Raw genomic sequence first — 14915 nt, forward strand, 5'->3', positions numbered from 1 at the left:
GCCGTGCCAGCGGAACGGGGCCGACACCGCACCGTCACTAAAACTCAATGAATTCAATGTATTATTGGAAAATACCTGACCAATGACGGTCATAGGCCTTTTTGCATAGGCCCTTTCCGCCGCCATCAGTTGCTTACCGCATCGCACCCTTGGGATAGGGTCTTTTATTTGTGCATTGCATTACGCAACAACCCCTATATCGCCCGCCTGAGCCTCGCCCGCCGATGGCGGCACTTCTTCTTTCGACGCTCCCCATACGGGTGGGTGATGGGCGAGAACCAAGACTCGTGCTAGGGTCCCGCGGGATATCACGCTCGTAAACACCCCGGTGGGTTCGCCCACCGCATCGCCAAGTACCCTCCGGAGACATGTTCCTATGGCCAAGGCCTCTGCCACCCCCGTCCTCGTTGTCGACGACTACGCCACCATGCGCCGCATCGTGCGCAACCTGCTGACCCAGATCGGCTTCACCCAGATCGAAGAGGCCGCCGATGGCGCGGAGGCCCTGGGCAAGCTGCGCGGTTCCAACGTCGGCCTGGTCATTTCCGACTGGAACATGGAGCCCATGACCGGCCTGCAGCTTCTGAAGGAAGTGCGCGCGGACGTCCGCCTGAAGAGCACGCCCTTCATCATGGTCACCGCCGAATCGAAGACCGAGAACGTCGTTGCCGCCAAGGAAGCCGGCGTCAACAACTACATCGTGAAGCCGTTCAACGCCGAAACGCTGAAAAAGAAGATCGAGAGCGTCCTCGGCACGCTGGAGTAACCCGCATGGGCCAGAAGACGGGTGTGGTTGAAACGGCGGCCATCACGGCCGCCGATTACACGGCCATTGAGGCCGAGCTGCTGAACGATCCGCGGACCCGCGCCTTTCTGGAAAAGCGCGACGCCCACATGCGGAACGTGGGCGCGTCCACCAGCGGGGATTTGCTGGGCATGCTGCGGGCCGAGGTCGGCAAGCTGCAGTCCATGAGCCATCAGCTGAGCGACGGCAGCATCGCCATCGCCGGCCAGCATCCGCATATGCACATGATGCGGCAGGAATTGCGGCAGCTGTCCTCGCATATCGAGCAGACCAAGCAGGAAATCGCCCAGATGGTGCCCAAGGATTCGGCCAACAGCCGCATCCTGGCCGCCACCTCGGAACTGGACGCCATCGTCACCGCCACGGAACGGGCGACCAGCGACATCCTGTCCGCCGCGGAGGCCATCCAGGCCACCACCGAACGTCTGGCCCGCACCGGCCACATCGACGTGATCGAAATCGCCACCGATATCGAAAACCACGTCATGTCCATCCTGCTGGCCTGCAGCTTCCAGGACATCACTGGCCAGCGCACCACCAAGGTGGTGAACACGCTGCGCTATATCGAGCATCGCGTGGCGGCGATGATCGGCATCTGGGGGGTGGAAGGCAACGGCGACCCGATGATGTCCACCAAGCCCGGCGACACCCGCCCGGACGCCCACCTGCTGAATGGCCCGGCCCTGACGGACGTCAGCCAGGACAACATCGACGCCCTGTTCAACGCCGCCGGTGGCGAGGCGCCCAAGCCGGCCAAGCCCGCCGGTCCCAGCAGCCAATCGGACATCGACGCCCTGTTCGATTGAGCCTGTCGCCGCCGGGCGGCACGCCAGCGCCTGAAAGTGGTGAAAGCGGTCCTTCAAAGGCCGCTTTCGCATTTTCGGGCCTTGCGATTTCATCGCCTCGGGCACACCCTGCGACTTGACCATTTGGTCAGGTTATGGCGGTGTCCCCATGCCACTCTGCTGGTACCGCCCTATCCCGCCTTCCGCCCCCGGATCAGGAGACGCCGACGGCCATGACCGCCACCCCGCCCGCCCCGGCCCCCACCCCGGCCCCCACTGCTGCCGTGCCCGAGCTGTTCGCCGCCGCCGCTGCCGCGCGCGGCCATGCCCACGCCCCCTATTCCCGTTTCCTGGTGGGGGCGGCACTGCGCACGCCGGACGGCGCCGTCTTCGCCGGCGGCAACGTGGAAAACGCGGCCTATCCCCAGGGCCAGTGCGCGGAGGCCAGCGCCATCGGCGCCATGGTGGCGGGTGGAAAGAAGCGCATTGCCGAAATCGTGGTCATCGGCGCGCCGGCCGACCCGTCCGCCGACACGTCGGGCCTGTGCACGCCCTGCGGCGGCTGCCGCCAGCGCCTGCGCGAATTCTCCACCCCCGACACCCTGATCCATGTGGCCGGGCCGGAGGGGGTGCGCGCCACCTTCACCATGGACCAGCTGCTGCCCTTCTCCTTCGGGCCGGACAACCTCAGTTTCTAATCTGGTAGCGCCATGACCGATCCCCAGTCGCCAGAAGGACAGGCCCTGGCCCGCCGCGCCCTGCCGCTGCTGGACCTGACGAGCCTGAACGAGGAAGAGGACGAGGCCACGACCGACGCGCTGTGCGCCCGGGCCGTCAGCCCGGCGGGCCGCGTAGCCGCCGTCTGCCTGTGGCCCAGCTTCGTCCCCCAGGCGCGCGCGCGGCTGGCCGGCACCGGCGTGCGCATCGCCACGGTGGTGAACTTCCCCGGCGGCAGCCTGTCACCGGAAAAGGTGGCGGAGCAGACGCTGGCCGCCTTGGCCGACGGCGCCGACGAGATCGACGTGGTCATCCCCTATCACAGCATCATGCACTACCCCAACAGCACCCAGCCGGATGAGGTGCTGGCCGCCACGCGCGAGGCGGCGGGCGATGCCGTCATGAAAGTCATCCTGGAAACCGGCAGCCTGGCCAAGCCCGTCTTCATCGAAAGGGCGGTGGAGATCGCCGTGCGCAACGGCGCCGATTTCCTGAAGACCTCCACCGGCAAGGTGCAGATCGGCGCCACCCTGGGGGCCGCCCGCATCATGCTGGAGGCCTGCCGCGACAGCCTGAAGCCGGACGACGACGGCAATCCTCGCCGGCCCGTGGGCTTCAAGGCCTCCGGCGGCATCCGCGACCTGGATGGGGCGCGGGACTATCTGGCGCTGGCCGACAAGATCTGCGGCCCCGGCTGGGTCAGCCCCGCCACCTTCCGCTTCGGCGCCTCGGGCCTGCTGGACGCCCTGCTGGCAGCCCTGGGCCAGGGCGACGGCCGGTCGGCGACCACCAGCGGGTATTGAACCCCTTTCATCGACCCTTCCCGCGCCGCCCCTCCGGCGGACGCCCCCATATGCGAACGGACCATTCCATGCTTCCCCAAGAAATCATCCGCCAGAAGCGTGACGGCGGCCGCCTGGCCGCTGCGGACATCACCGACTTCGTACGCGGCCTGACCGACGGCCGCGTCACCGAGGGCCAGGCCGCCGCCTTCGCCATGGCCGTCTATTTCCAGGGGCTGGAAATGGAGGAGCGCGTGGCCCTGACCCGCGCCATGACCCAGTCCGGCACGGTGATGGAATGGCGGTCGCAGAACCTGCCGGGCCCCATCCTGGACAAGCATTCCACCGGCGGCGTGGGCGACAAGGTCAGCCTGCTGCTGGCGCCGCTGGTGGCGGCTTGCGGCGGCTTCGTGCCCATGCTGTCCGGCCGGGGCCTGGGCCACACCGGCGGCACCTTCGACAAGATGGAAAGCATCCCCGGCTATGTCGTGCAGCCGGACCTGGAGAGGCTGCGCCAGGTGGTGCGCGAGGTCGGCTGCGCCGTCATCGGCGCCACGTCCGACTTGGCGCCGGCCGACCGCCGCCTCTATTCCATCCGCGACGTGACCGCGACGGTGGAAAGCATTGACCTCATCACCGCCAGCATCCTGTCCAAGAAGCTGGCCGCCGGGCTGGACGGCCTGGTCATGGACGTGAAGTTCGGCAGCGGCGCCTTCATGGCCCAGTACGATGACGCCCAGGCCCTGGCCCGCAGCATCGCCACCGTGGCGCGCGGCGCCGGCCTGCCCACCGTGTCGCTGCTGACCGACATGAATGAGGTGCTGGGCACCACCGCCGGCAATGCGGTGGAGGTGGCGGAGTGCGTGGCCATCCTGAAGGGTGAAGCGCCGGAGGCCCGCCTGTGGGACGTGACGCGGGAGCTGACGGCCGAGCTGGTGCTGCTGGGCGGTCTGGCCGCCGACCTGCCGGAGGCGCGGGCCAAGGTGGACCGGGCCCTGGTCGACGGCAGCGCCGCCGACCGCTTCAGCCGCATGGTGACCGCCCTTGGAGGCCCGTCCGATTTCCTGGAACGGTCGGACACCTACCTGGCGGCGGCACCGGTGGTGCGCGACATCCATGCGGCGGAAGCGGGCATCGTCACCGCCGTGGACACCCGCGCCGTCGGCATCGCCGTGGTGGCCCTGGGCGGCGGCCGCACCCGGCCGCAGGACGGCGTGGACCATCGCGTCGGCTTCACGGGCATCGCCGGCCTGGGCGATCAGGTCGATCCCGCCGGCCGTCCGCTGGCGCGCGTGCACGCCGCCACCGAGGCGGACGCCGATGCCGCCGTCGCGGCTTTGCGCCAGGCCTTCACCCTGGGCGCCGGACCGGCCACGCGCGGCCCCACGGTGACGGAACGCATCCCCGGCTGATCGCCTGACCGATGCCCCGGCCATCATTGGCTAAAGCGGCCGCCGCCCCGTGGCACCCATGTATCAGGGGGCGTGACCGTCCCCTGATTTCAGAACTCGCCGACGAGGAATACCAGCGGGTCTTGGCGGCTTGACGCCACTATCGGGGGCATCCTTTCGGATCCGGCCGCCTGTTCTCGCATTTATTGCATTCTTGACGGTAAACGGCCATGATTCGCCCGCGTCGTTGGGCTGTCGGAATGGCCACCCGCGACTCGCCCCCTGGTCCCCTGAGACGCCGGCCCGCCGGCCCTCGCCGCCTTGAAGTCCGCCGCTCCCATGGCCACCGATCTCAGCAAGATCCAGACCCTGCTGGTTGATGCCGACCTGAACACCCGGCGCATCCTGCGCGCCATGCTGGCCCGCATGGGCATGGACAAGGTGACGGAACACGCCAACCTGACCGACGCCGCCGGCAGCCCGGCCACCATAGACCTGGTCATCCTGGATGCCGACCAGGCTGAGGGAGCCGCCCTGCGCTGGATCCACGCCATCCGCCACGGCCTGACGACGCTGAATCCCTTCGTGGGCGCCATCGTCATGACCTGGAACCCCACCCAGCAGATGATGATCCGCTTCGCCGGTTCCGGCGCGGACGACATCCTGGTGAAGCCCTATTCGCCCAAGCAGGTGCAGGATCGGCTGGTCAACCTGATCGAGAACCGCAAGAAGTTCGTCGTCACCAGCGACTATATCGGGCCGGACCGCCGCCGCAGCCCCCGCGAGGGACAGGTGGTGCAGCTGATCGACGTGCCCAACCCCCTGCGCCTGAAGTGCACGGGGGAGTTCGACCGCGTGAACATCCATGAGCTGACGGCCCACGCCGCCCAGGTCATCGATTCGGAAAAGGTCATCCGCCACGGCTTCCAGGTGGCCTTCCTGGTGGAATTCGCCCTGCCCGGCCTGTCGGTACACCCGCCGGAAAAGCGCGGCGTGGACCACGCCCTGCGGGCGGCCCATGTGCTGGAAGACCTGGAGCGGCGCCTGCCCCCGGGGGATCTGCGCCTGGAGGCCACCACCCACATCCGCCGCATGGAAAACCTGCTGGGCATCCTGAAGACGCGCGGCGCCCTGCCCGCCGACGAGGTGGAGGCGCTGCGCCGCGAGGCCCACGCCCTGATGGGGCTGACCAGCCGGGTGGACGATCCGGAAAAGCGCATGAACGAGGTGCTGGCCGCCGTCGTCGGTTATCGCACCCGGCTGGACCAGCTGACCCTGGCCAAGACCACCGAGGCGGCGGCCTCCGTCGGTGGCGCCGGCGCGTAGCCGCCCTGCGGCCCCCGGAACCCCTGCGGCATAAGCCCGCCGGGACCCAAGCCGGTGGCGCCCCTGGGCCCACCCACGCTATGGTTGCCGCCCGCCCCCATCCCCGAGCCGTCCCCGAACCCATGGCCCCGCACGACCACGACCATCCCAAGTCCGCCCCGGCGCAAGGCCATGACCATGAACATGGCGGACATGAACACGGGCATGACCACGGCTGCACGGGGCATGACCATGGGCACGACCACCACGACCACGGCCCCGGCGGGCATGATCATCACGGCCATGACCATGACAACCATGACGGTCATGACCATGGTCATGACCACGACGGCCACGGTCACGACCACCATGGCCACAGCCATGGGCTGGGCGGCCACCACCACGCCGCCCCGGCCGATGCCGGCACGGCCTTCGCCATCGGCATCGCCCTGAACCTGGCCTATGTCGGGGCGGAGGCATTCTATGGCTTCGTCAGCAACTCGCTGGCCCTGCTGGCCGACGCCGGCCACAATCTGTCCGACGTGCTGGGGCTGGCCGCCAGCTGGGTGGCGGTGATCCTGGCGCGGCGCCGGCCGTCCAGCCGCTACACCTATGGGCTGGGCGGCAGCTCCATCCTGGCGGCGCTGGCCAACGCGGTGGCCCTGCTGCTGGTCACCGGGGGCATCGCCTGGGAAGCCGTGCGCCGTTTCACCGAACCCGAGCCCGCCGCCCCCACCATCATGATGTGGGTCGCGGCCGGCGGCATCCTGGTCAACGGCGGCACGGCCCTGCTGTTCATGCGCGGGTCGGAGCATGACCTGAACCTGCGCGGCGCCTTCCTGCACCTGGCGTCGGACGCCCTGGTCACGCTGGGCGTGGTCATCGCCGGCGCCCTGATCCTGTGGACGGGATGGAATTGGCTGGACCCGGTCATCAGCCTGGTCATCAGCGTGGTCATCGTGCTGGGTACCTGGTCGCTGCTGCGCGAATCGCTGAACCTGGCCCTTGACGCCGTGCCGGCAGGGGTGGACCTTGCCGCCGTGCGCGCCTACCTGACGGCCCTGCCCGGCGTGGCGGAGGTGCACGACCTGCACGTCTGGGCGCTCAGCACCACCGACACGGCCCTGACCGCCCACCTGGTGCGCCCCGACAATCGCGACGGCGACCAGTTGCTGGCGCAAGTCTGCCGCGAGCTGAAAACCCGTTTCCGCATCAACCACGCCACCGTCCAGGTGGAAACCGGCCACGGCGAACCCTGCGCGCTGGCCCCGGACAGCGTGGTGTAAGCGGCAGCGCAACGACCCAGGACGCGACTGCGTCCGCCGCAGGCTTCCGGGAAGCGAAGCGGACCGGAAACCGAGGACAGCCAAGGGCAGGACGGCCCGCCGACGCCTGAGGCAACGGAAAAACTAATCCTCATTCTTATGGCACGACGCCTTGGTCGTGCCGCCAGCCTCGCACAGCATACCGGTGGAGGATCGGAAGTTGCCGCCGGCCACGCGCCGCATGCTGACGCCGTTGCTGAACTGCACCCAGCTGCCGGCCCCCCAATGGGCGGTGATGCCGTTGGAGAAGGACAGGTTGCCATCGGGCTGGCGGGAGACCACCACGCCGTTGTCGTAGTGGATGAGGCCCTTTTCCTCCGTCGCCGACAGGCCGTTGGTGCATTCCACCACCACCGAGGCCGCCACCGGGGCCGCCGCCGCACCCTTCTGCTCGCAGAAGAATTGGGTCTTGCCGCCGGTCAGAACCAGGGCGTAGACGGCGACCTCAAGGACGGTCATGGGGCCTCTTGCGGGAAGAAAGGAAATGGATGCGCTATTTTCCGCCCATCGCCGTTTCCCGTCAATTTCAGCCCGTTAAATTCAGGAAGCCCGGGTGGCCACGATGAACAGCCGGCGGAAGGGGAACAGGGTGCGGCCGTCGGCGCGGCGCGGGTAGGCGGCGGCCAGGGCGGCGCGGTAGCGCTCCGTGAAATCCGCCAGTTCCGCCCCCTGCAGCGTTTCCAGCACCGGCAGCATGGCGGTGGCCTTGGTCCATTCCAGGACGGGGTCGGGGCCATCGAGAACGTGCAGGTACTCTGTCTCCCACACATCCACGTGGGCGGCGATGGGGGCCAGCCAGTCGTAATACTGGGCGGGGTCGTGCACCGGCGCCTCGCGCAGCTTGCCCGCCAGCGCCGCCGCCCAAGGCCCATCCTCCGCCACCTGGCGCAGCAGGGTGTGGGAGGGGGAGGCGAAGTTGCGCGGCATCTGCACCGCCATCACCCCGCCGGGCGCGACACCCCTGAGCAGCCGGGGAAACAGGGTCCCGTGCCCCTCCACCCACTGCAGGGCGGCGTTGGAAAACAGCACATCCACCGGCGCCTTGGGGTTCCAGTGGCGGATGTCGCCCAGTTCCCAGGCGACACGGGCGTCCAGCAGCGCGGCGCGGCCCAGCATGGCGGATGAGCTGTCGATGCCCGCCACCTCCGCCGCCGACCAGCGGTTGGCCAGCGCCATGGTCAGCTTGCCCGCACCGCAGCCCAAATCCACCACGGTGGCGGGCTTGCACGGCGGCAAGGCCGCGATGAGGTCATGCCCCGGGCGGGCACGCGCCGCCTCGAACAATCCATATTGCGCGGGATCCCAGGCCATCGGCGGTTCCTCCTTCTTCTTGGTGCCTCTCTTATAAGTGGGGCTTAATCGCCGAAACGCGACTCACCGGATCACGACTCAGCCCCCCGCCGCCAATGGCGAATCGCCACCGGCACCAGGGCCAGCAGCACCAGCAGGACCAGGGGGCCGCCCACGTCGGGCCGCAGCACCAGCCCCAGGCCCGGCCGCTCCCCCGCCGCCAGCAGCGCCGGCAGCCGCGCGCCCAGCAAGGCATAGAGGAATTGCGGGGGGTAGGCGCCCAGGCCGGTGCCGATGATGAAGATGGGGACTGGCATGCGAATCGCCGCCGCCAGCACGTTGATGGCGGAAAACGGCATGATCGGCAGCAGGCGCAGCACCAGGATGACGGCCCAGGGCCGGTCCGCAACCGGCCGCAGCCAGCCAGGAAGCCGCCCCGCCACCCCACCCACGCCGGCCCGGCGCAGGGCCAGGAAGACCAAGGTGCCGCCAAGGGTGCCGCCCGCCACGGAGAGCAGCGCACCCAGGCCGGCGCCGAAGGCGTAGCCCGCCGCCAGGCTCACCACCGTGGCCGCCGGCAGGGACAAGGCCGCCACCCCCAACGCCACGCCGAACACCGCCGCCGCGGCCCAGGCGGGATGGCCGGCGACCAGGGCGGAGAGATCGCCCAAGCGCCCGGTCAGAGCCTCCACCGTCAACCAGTGGTGCCCGCCGGCCGCCAACACCACAATAAGCCCCACCAGCAAAAGGCCAAGGGGCGCCAGCCGCCCTGTCCAAGACACCAGCGGGCGGGCTGGACGGTCGGCGCCAGAGCTTTCATAATCCTCGGACGCCCTCTCCACAGGCAATGCGGCCATCCTTTCGACGTGGAACAGGCGCATTGACTCTGCGCCGGGCCGCCACTATACAACGCCCTTCCATTTTCCAGTTTTATATCCGGAGTATCAGTCGTGAAGCGTACGTTCCAGCCGAGCAAGCTCGTGCGTGCCCGCCGCCATGGCTTCCGCGCCCGCATGGCGACCCCCGGCGGTCGCAAGGTGCTGGCCCGCCGTCGCGCCCAGGGCCGCAAGCGTCTCTCCGCCTAAGGCAGGGAGATGGCGCCCCGGCGCATAGCCGTGGTGGGGCGCCTCTTGAAACGGTCGGAGTTTCTGGCCGTTGCCGGGGCGCGCCGTAAATGGGCAACCCCCGGCCTGATTTTGCAAGCCCGTGCCCACGACGATCGCCAGCGGCCAGCCGCCGGCGACGTTTTGGTGCGCGTGGGCTTCACCGCCAGCAAGAAGGTCGGCAACGCCGTCAAGCGCAACCGCGCCCGGCGACGCCTCCGCGCCGCCGTCCGTGCCGTGCTGGCCCTTCATGGCAAGCCCAACACCGATTTCGTCGTCATCGCGCGCAGCGAAACCGTGACCCGGCGCTACGCCGACCTGTTGGCTGACCTGACCCTGGCCTTGAAAAAGCTGGGCGCCTGGACCGAGGGCGCCCGGGCTTTCGCCGTGTCCGCAGGCCAGCCAGCCTCGCCGGACGCCGGCCCGGCGGCGTCATGAGCCCCCTGGCCCGGCTCCTGCGCTTGCCCATCCATCTCTACCGGCTGTTGCTGGCGCCCCTGCTGGGCCCACGCTGCCGGTTCGAGCCCAGCTGTTCGGCCTACGCGCTGGAGGCGTTGGCGGTGCACGGCGGGCTGAAGGGCGGCTGGCTGGCGGTGCGGCGCATCGCCCGCTGCCATCCCTGGAGTGACGGGGGACTGGATCCGGTGCCGCCAGCGGACCATATGCCGCCCAAATCATCGCATTTCCGGCGTCATTCGCCTGACATTCAATGCTGCCATATGGACGGGGGACGCGCGGCCCGTTAGGGTCCTGCCGCCGTTTGTTTCCAGAGTTGCCGCCGTGGCCGGCCCGGGTCGTGTGGGAAGTGAATACATGAGCGATCAGAAGAACCTGTTCATCACCATCGGCCTGTCGGCCGCCATCCTGCTGGGCTTCCACTTCTTCTATGAGGCGCCGCGCCAGCGCGCCCTGCAGGAGGCGAAAGCCAGGCAGGAAGCGGCGCAAGCCCTGGCCGCCCCACCAGCCCCCGGGGCCGCCCCCACGGGCGCGCCCGGCGCCGTCGCCTCCGGCGGTGTGGCCGACGCCCTGCGCGACCGCGCCACGGTGCTGGGCGAAGGGCAGCGCATCACCATCCGCACCCCCCGCCTGGCCGGCAGCCTGAACCTGCGCGGCGGCCGCTTCGACGACCTCAGCCTGCAGGACTACCGCGAGACGGTGGACAAGAGCAGCCCGGCCGTCACCCTGCTGTCGCCCAGCGGCGCCCCCGGCGCCTTCTTCGCCGAATACGGCTGGACCGCCAACGGCGCCGCCGTCCCGGGCCCCACCACCGAGTGGCAGGCCGCCGACCAGGGTGATCTGACGCCCGAGCATCCCATCACCCTGCGTTGGGACAACGGCCAGGGCCTGACGTTCGAGCGCACGGTGGCCGTCGACGCCAATTACATGTTCAGCATCACCCAGAAGGTGACGAACAACGGCGCCGCCGCCGTCACCCTTTACCCCTACGCCCGCATCGCGCGGGCCAGCCACCCGACGCTGGTCGGTTCCTACATGCTGCACGAGGGCCCCATCGGCCTGATGGACGGCACGCTGAAGGAGATCAGCTACAAGGATGTGGCGGGCGAAACCTCCAAGTCCTTCGACACCAAGGGCGGCTGGCTGGGCATCACCGACAAGTACTGGCTGGTCAGCCTGGTGCCGGACCAGGCCAAGAGCCTGACGGCCCACGTCACCCATCAGGAAAAGGGCGACCTGTACCAGACCGACTATGCCGAGCCGTCGGTGACGCTGGAGGCCGGGCAGAGCACGGAGAGCAGCGAACGCCTGTTCGCCGGCGCCAAGGAGATGAAGCTGCTGGACAGCTACCAGGATGACCAGCACATCCCGCTGTTCAACCGGGCCATCGACTTCGGCCACCTGTGGTTCCTGACCATGCCGTTCTCGCTGGCGCTGGACTTCTTCGGCCGCCTGCTGGGCAACTTCGGCCTGGGCATCATGCTGTTCACCATCTGCCTGCGCACGCTGATGTTCCCGCTGGCGCAGAAGCAGTTCCGCAGTGCGGCCAAGATGAAGAAGCTGCAGCCGCAGGTGGAGGCCATCCGCAAGCGCGCCGGCGACGACAAGCAGAAGGCGTCCATCGAGATGATGGCGCTGTACAAGAAAGAGGGCGCCAACCCCATGACGGGCTGCCTGCCCGTCCTGATCCAGATGCCCATCTTCTGGTCGCTGTATAAGGTGCTGTCGGTCACCATCGAGATGCGGCACGCGCCCTTCTTCGGCTGGATCCATGACCTGTCGGCGCCTGATCCGACCAGCCTGTTCAACCTGTTCGGCCTGCTGCCCTTCGCCCCGCCCGCCTTCCTGCACCTGGGCGTCTGGCCCATCCTGCTGGGCGGCACCATGTTCCTGCTGCAGAAGATGACGCCCACCCCGGGCATGGATCCGACGCAGCAGAAGGTGATGATGACCATGCCCCTGGTCTTCACCTGGATGATGGGCTCCCTGCCCGCCGGCCTGGTGATCTACTATGTGTGGTCCAACCTGTTCAGCGTGACGCAGCAGTACGTGCTGATGCGCCGCATGGGTGTGAAGCCGACTTAAAGGCGCCCTCAAGCGCCGGGCGGCCGCATCCGCGGCCTTGGCTTCCTCGCTCCGCCCTGCGGTACTCGCTCCGGCGGACGCACTTGCGTCCTACAACGGCATGCGGCGTGGCCGCACACCGTTGATGTAAGACCTGTTTTCATACGGCCGGGGGCATGGGACAAGGTTCCATGCCCCCGCGCCATTTCCAGATCGTGAGAGAGTACGGCCCATGGCCATCCAGCTGCCCCCCCTGCCCGCCCTGACCCCCATCTCGCCCGAGGCGCTGGAGCAGGGACGCCTGCTGTTCGCCAAGGAGTGCGAGTTCAAGTGGGGTGCTTCGGCCAAGGACAACCTGCCGCCGCAGGGCTTGCCGGAAGTGGCCTTCGCCGGCCGGTCCAACGTGGGCAAGTCCAGCCTGGTGAACGCCCTGACCGGCCGCAAGACCCTGGCCCGCACCTCTCACACGCCGGGCCGGACCCAGCAGCTGAACTTCTTCGACCTGGGCGACCGGCTGTCGCTGGTGGACATGCCGGGCTACGGCTACGCCAAGGAAAGCAAGGACAAGGTGGAGGCGTGGAACGAGTTCGTGCGCGCCTATCTGAAGGGGCGGGTGACCCTGCGTCGCTGCTGCCTGCTGATCGACAGCCGCCACGGCTTCAAGCCCATCGACATGGAGGTCATGGGCATGCTGGACAATGCCGCCGTCGTCTACCAGGTGGTTCTGACCAAGACCGACAAGCTGACGCGCCAGGCATTGAACCACGTGCACGCCGCCACCCAGGCCGCGATCAAGAAGCACCCCGCCGCCCATCCCGAGGTGCTGTTCACCAGCAGCGAGACGGGCCAGGGCGTGCCGGAACTGCGGGCCAGCCTGGCGGCTTTAGCCAATCCGTAACACGCACGGACGGCCGGCACCGCTATGCTGGTCCCCATCGCCGCACCGGCCGTAACGGGGGATTGCCCCAGGGCCGGGTCGGGTATAGATACGAACCGCCCTTCCATTCCCGTGACACGGATCCCGAGCCGATGACCGCTGCCACCGCCGCTTCCTCCTCCCTGGCCGCCTCCCGTGAGGAGTGGCTGGGCAAGGCCCTGACCCTGTCGGAAGCGCTGCCCTACATGCGCCGCTACGCCGGCCAGACCTTCGTCGTGAAGTATGGCGGCCACGCCATGGGCGACGAGCGCCTGGGCGAGATGTTCGCCCGTGACATCGTCCTGCTGAAGCAGGTGGGCATCAACCCCATCGTGGTGCACGGCGGCGGGCCGCAGATCGGCCAGATGCTGGACCGGCTGAAGATCAAATCGGAATTCATCGACGGCCTGCGCGTCACCGACAAGGAGACGGTCGAGATCGTCGAGATGGTGCTGTCCGGCTCCATCAACAAGCAGCTGGTGCAGCTGATCAACGACCAGGGCGGCCAGGCCATTGGCCTGTCGGGCAAGGACGGCAACCTGATCGAGGCCCGCAAGGTCATGCGCACCAAGCGCGACCCCGACAGCAACATCGAGCGGGTGCTGGACCTGGGCTTCGTGGGTGACCCCTTCAACGTCAACCCGGGCATGATCCGCCGCATCCAGGACGCCGGCCTGATCCCGGTCATCGCCCCCATCGGCTTCGGCCCGCATGGTGAGACCTTCAACATCAACGCCGACACCGCCGCCGGTGCCGTGGCCGCCGCCATGAACGCCAAGCGCCTGCTGCTGCTGACCGACGTGGCCGGCGTGCTGAACAAGGACAAGGCCCTGATCCCCGAGCTGTCGGTGGAACAGGCCAAGACCCTGATCGCCGACGGCACCGCCAGCGGCGGCATGATCCCCAAGATCGAGACCTGCGTGCAGGCGGTGGAAAAGGGCGTCGATGCCGCCGTCATCCTGGACGGCCGCGTGCCCCACGCCATCCTCATGGAAATCTTCACCGAGGGCGGCGCCGGCACACTCATCGGCCACAAGTAAGCGCCCCCACGGTCCTTGAAGCGTGAAACGCCGGGTGGAGTGATCCGCCCGGCGTTTTGCATTTTGAATAGGCAGCGGCTCAGAATTCCGCCCCCTCGCCTGTGGATAAAGCTCTGCCGTTGCATACAATCAACGGATGAGCTCTGACATCTTTGACTCTCCTCGCCGCAACCCTGTCGCGGAGCTGCCTTTGGAAAGGCTTGAGAGGGCCATGGCCTTGCGCAATGGCCTCATCTCTCTATGCGAAGGGCAGGGGAAAATGGTCGACGAGGTTTATCGGGTCCTTCGTCTAGAATTTATGAATGACCCAACAACAAAAACTTTAGTTCCTCAATTCGTACGGTCAGCCCACGACACGGGATCTATGTGGGCATTCCTGAAATCTCATTCCGGCCAGTGGGCGCCACGCCGCCAATTCGTCCGCGATCAGTTCGTAAGCCTAATCAACTATTTGGAATCCGGTGCGTCTCCTGCGGATTTCCTAATTTCAGACACGCTCATCAGTTTTGACGCTCAAGGCGTTACTGACGCATGGCAGAAGGCACTATCGAGGCGCGAAACTGACCCTAGTGGAGCAGTTACCTCCGCGAGGACGCTTCTAGAAAGTGTATGCAAGCACATACTGGAGGATGACACGGGTGCCGCTCTGTACAGCCCGAATGACGATCTGCCTAAGCTTTACAAGTTCGCATCAGAACGGCTGAATATCGCGCCATCTCAACACTCAGAAGAAGTGTTCCGGCGTATCTTAGGAAGCGTCTCGAGCGTCGTTGAAGGACTCGGCGCACTACGTAATAAGATCGGTGATGCGCATGATCCAGGTAGGAAGCGATTCAAGGTAGCTCCTCGACATGCTGCGCTCGCTGTAAACCTTGCTGGCAGCATGGCGTTATTCTTGGTCGAAACCGCCAACGCTCGCAGTCAGCGCAGCTAGCC

General features: G+C 67.6%; 17 protein-coding genes. 14 read left to right on the forward strand and 3 right to left on the reverse strand.

Features of this window, described 5'->3' with window-relative positions; all coding sequences use genetic code 11:
* The first annotated feature begins 376 nt into the window (after nt 1-376).
* From FBZ87_RS11790 to FBZ87_RS11820, 7 genes are all read left to right on the forward strand, one after another.
* On the forward strand, nt 377-766 hold the full coding sequence (locus FBZ87_RS11790; RefSeq protein ID WP_004272313.1) for a response regulator: 390 nt from the start codon (nt 377-379) through the stop codon (nt 764-766).
* Nucleotides 767-771: 5 nt separating this feature from the next.
* Complete coding sequence (locus tag FBZ87_RS11795) at nt 772-1611, forward strand: protein phosphatase CheZ (protein ID WP_145610540.1); 840 nt, start codon at nt 772-774, stop codon at nt 1609-1611.
* 212 nt (nt 1612-1823) lie between these two features.
* A complete protein-coding gene (cdd, locus tag FBZ87_RS11800; protein ID WP_145610541.1) occupies nt 1824-2288 on the forward strand; it encodes a cytidine deaminase in 465 nt (154 codons plus the stop codon).
* A gap of 12 nt (nt 2289-2300) precedes the next feature.
* Nucleotides 2301-3110 carry a deoxyribose-phosphate aldolase gene (gene deoC, locus FBZ87_RS11805; RefSeq protein ID WP_145610542.1) on the forward strand — a complete coding sequence of 270 codons (810 nt, stop codon included), beginning with the start codon at nt 2301-2303 and terminating at the stop codon, nt 3108-3110.
* A 68-nt stretch (nt 3111-3178) separates the two neighbouring features.
* The gene (gene deoA, locus FBZ87_RS11810) at nt 3179-4501 is read left to right on the forward strand and encodes a thymidine phosphorylase (protein WP_145610543.1); all 1323 of its coding nucleotides are present in this window, start codon (nt 3179-3181) and stop codon (nt 4499-4501) included.
* A 318-nt stretch (nt 4502-4819) separates the two neighbouring features.
* Nucleotides 4820-5806, forward strand: coding sequence for a response regulator (locus tag FBZ87_RS11815; protein ID WP_145610544.1), 987 nt, complete (start codon nt 4820-4822; stop codon nt 5804-5806).
* 122 nt (nt 5807-5928) lie between these two features.
* Nucleotides 5929-7071 (forward strand): cation diffusion facilitator family transporter, encoded by a 1143-nt coding sequence (locus FBZ87_RS11820; RefSeq protein ID WP_145610545.1) that lies wholly within the window; start codon nt 5929-5931, stop codon nt 7069-7071.
* Between the two features lie 123 nt (nt 7072-7194).
* Here FBZ87_RS11820 and FBZ87_RS11825 read toward each other — a convergent pair whose 3' ends face one another.
* The 3 genes from FBZ87_RS11825 to FBZ87_RS11835 form a co-directional block, all read right to left on the reverse strand.
* Nucleotides 7195-7569 (reverse strand): hypothetical protein, encoded by a 375-nt coding sequence (locus FBZ87_RS11825; RefSeq protein WP_145610546.1) that lies wholly within the window; start codon nt 7567-7569, stop codon nt 7195-7197.
* 81 nt (nt 7570-7650) lie between these two features.
* A complete protein-coding gene (locus tag FBZ87_RS11830; protein ID WP_145610547.1) occupies nt 7651-8421 on the reverse strand; it encodes a methyltransferase domain-containing protein in 771 nt (256 codons plus the stop codon).
* 71 nt (nt 8422-8492) lie between these two features.
* The gene (locus FBZ87_RS11835) at nt 8493-9140 is read right to left on the reverse strand and encodes a TVP38/TMEM64 family protein (protein WP_186454723.1); all 648 of its coding nucleotides are present in this window, start codon (nt 9138-9140) and stop codon (nt 8493-8495) included.
* A gap of 210 nt (nt 9141-9350) precedes the next feature.
* On the opposite strand from FBZ87_RS11835, the gene rpmH reads away from it, so the two are divergent.
* The 7 genes from rpmH to FBZ87_RS11870 all read left to right on the forward strand — a co-directional run bounded on the left by rpmH (nt 9351) and on the right by FBZ87_RS11870 (nt 14913).
* Entirely contained in the window at nt 9351-9485 is a 135-nt protein-coding gene (rpmH, locus tag FBZ87_RS11840) for a 50S ribosomal protein L34 (protein ID WP_044558639.1), read from the forward strand.
* Nucleotides 9486-9494: 9 nt separating this feature from the next.
* A complete protein-coding gene (rnpA, locus tag FBZ87_RS11845; protein WP_145610549.1) occupies nt 9495-9941 on the forward strand; it encodes a ribonuclease P protein component in 447 nt (148 codons plus the stop codon).
* The gene (yidD, locus tag FBZ87_RS11850) at nt 9938-10249 is read left to right on the forward strand and encodes a membrane protein insertion efficiency factor YidD (RefSeq protein WP_145610550.1); all 312 of its coding nucleotides are present in this window, start codon (nt 9938-9940) and stop codon (nt 10247-10249) included. The genes rnpA and yidD overlap by 4 nt, the downstream gene beginning before the upstream one ends.
* A 67-nt stretch (nt 10250-10316) precedes the next feature.
* Nucleotides 10317-12044: a membrane protein insertase YidC gene (gene yidC, locus FBZ87_RS11855; protein WP_145610551.1), complete on the forward strand. Its 1728-nt coding sequence runs from the start codon at nt 10317-10319 to the stop codon at nt 12042-12044.
* A gap of 211 nt (nt 12045-12255) precedes the next feature.
* On the forward strand, nt 12256-12921 hold the full coding sequence (gene yihA / locus FBZ87_RS11860; RefSeq protein WP_145610552.1) for a ribosome biogenesis GTP-binding protein YihA/YsxC: 666 nt from the start codon (nt 12256-12258) through the stop codon (nt 12919-12921).
* Nucleotides 12922-13052: 131 nt separating this feature from the next.
* Nucleotides 13053-13979, forward strand: a complete 927-nt coding sequence (gene argB / locus FBZ87_RS11865; protein WP_145610553.1) for an acetylglutamate kinase — start codon at nt 13053-13055, stop codon at nt 13977-13979.
* A 136-nt stretch (nt 13980-14115) separates the two neighbouring features.
* Nucleotides 14116-14913, forward strand: coding sequence for an abortive infection family protein (locus tag FBZ87_RS11870; protein ID WP_145610554.1), 798 nt, complete (start codon nt 14116-14118; stop codon nt 14911-14913).
* Nucleotides 14914-14915 lie beyond the last annotated feature (2 nt).

This window comes from Nitrospirillum amazonense, assembly GCF_007828035.1.
GTDB lineage: Bacteria > Pseudomonadota > Alphaproteobacteria > Azospirillales > Azospirillaceae > Nitrospirillum > Nitrospirillum amazonense.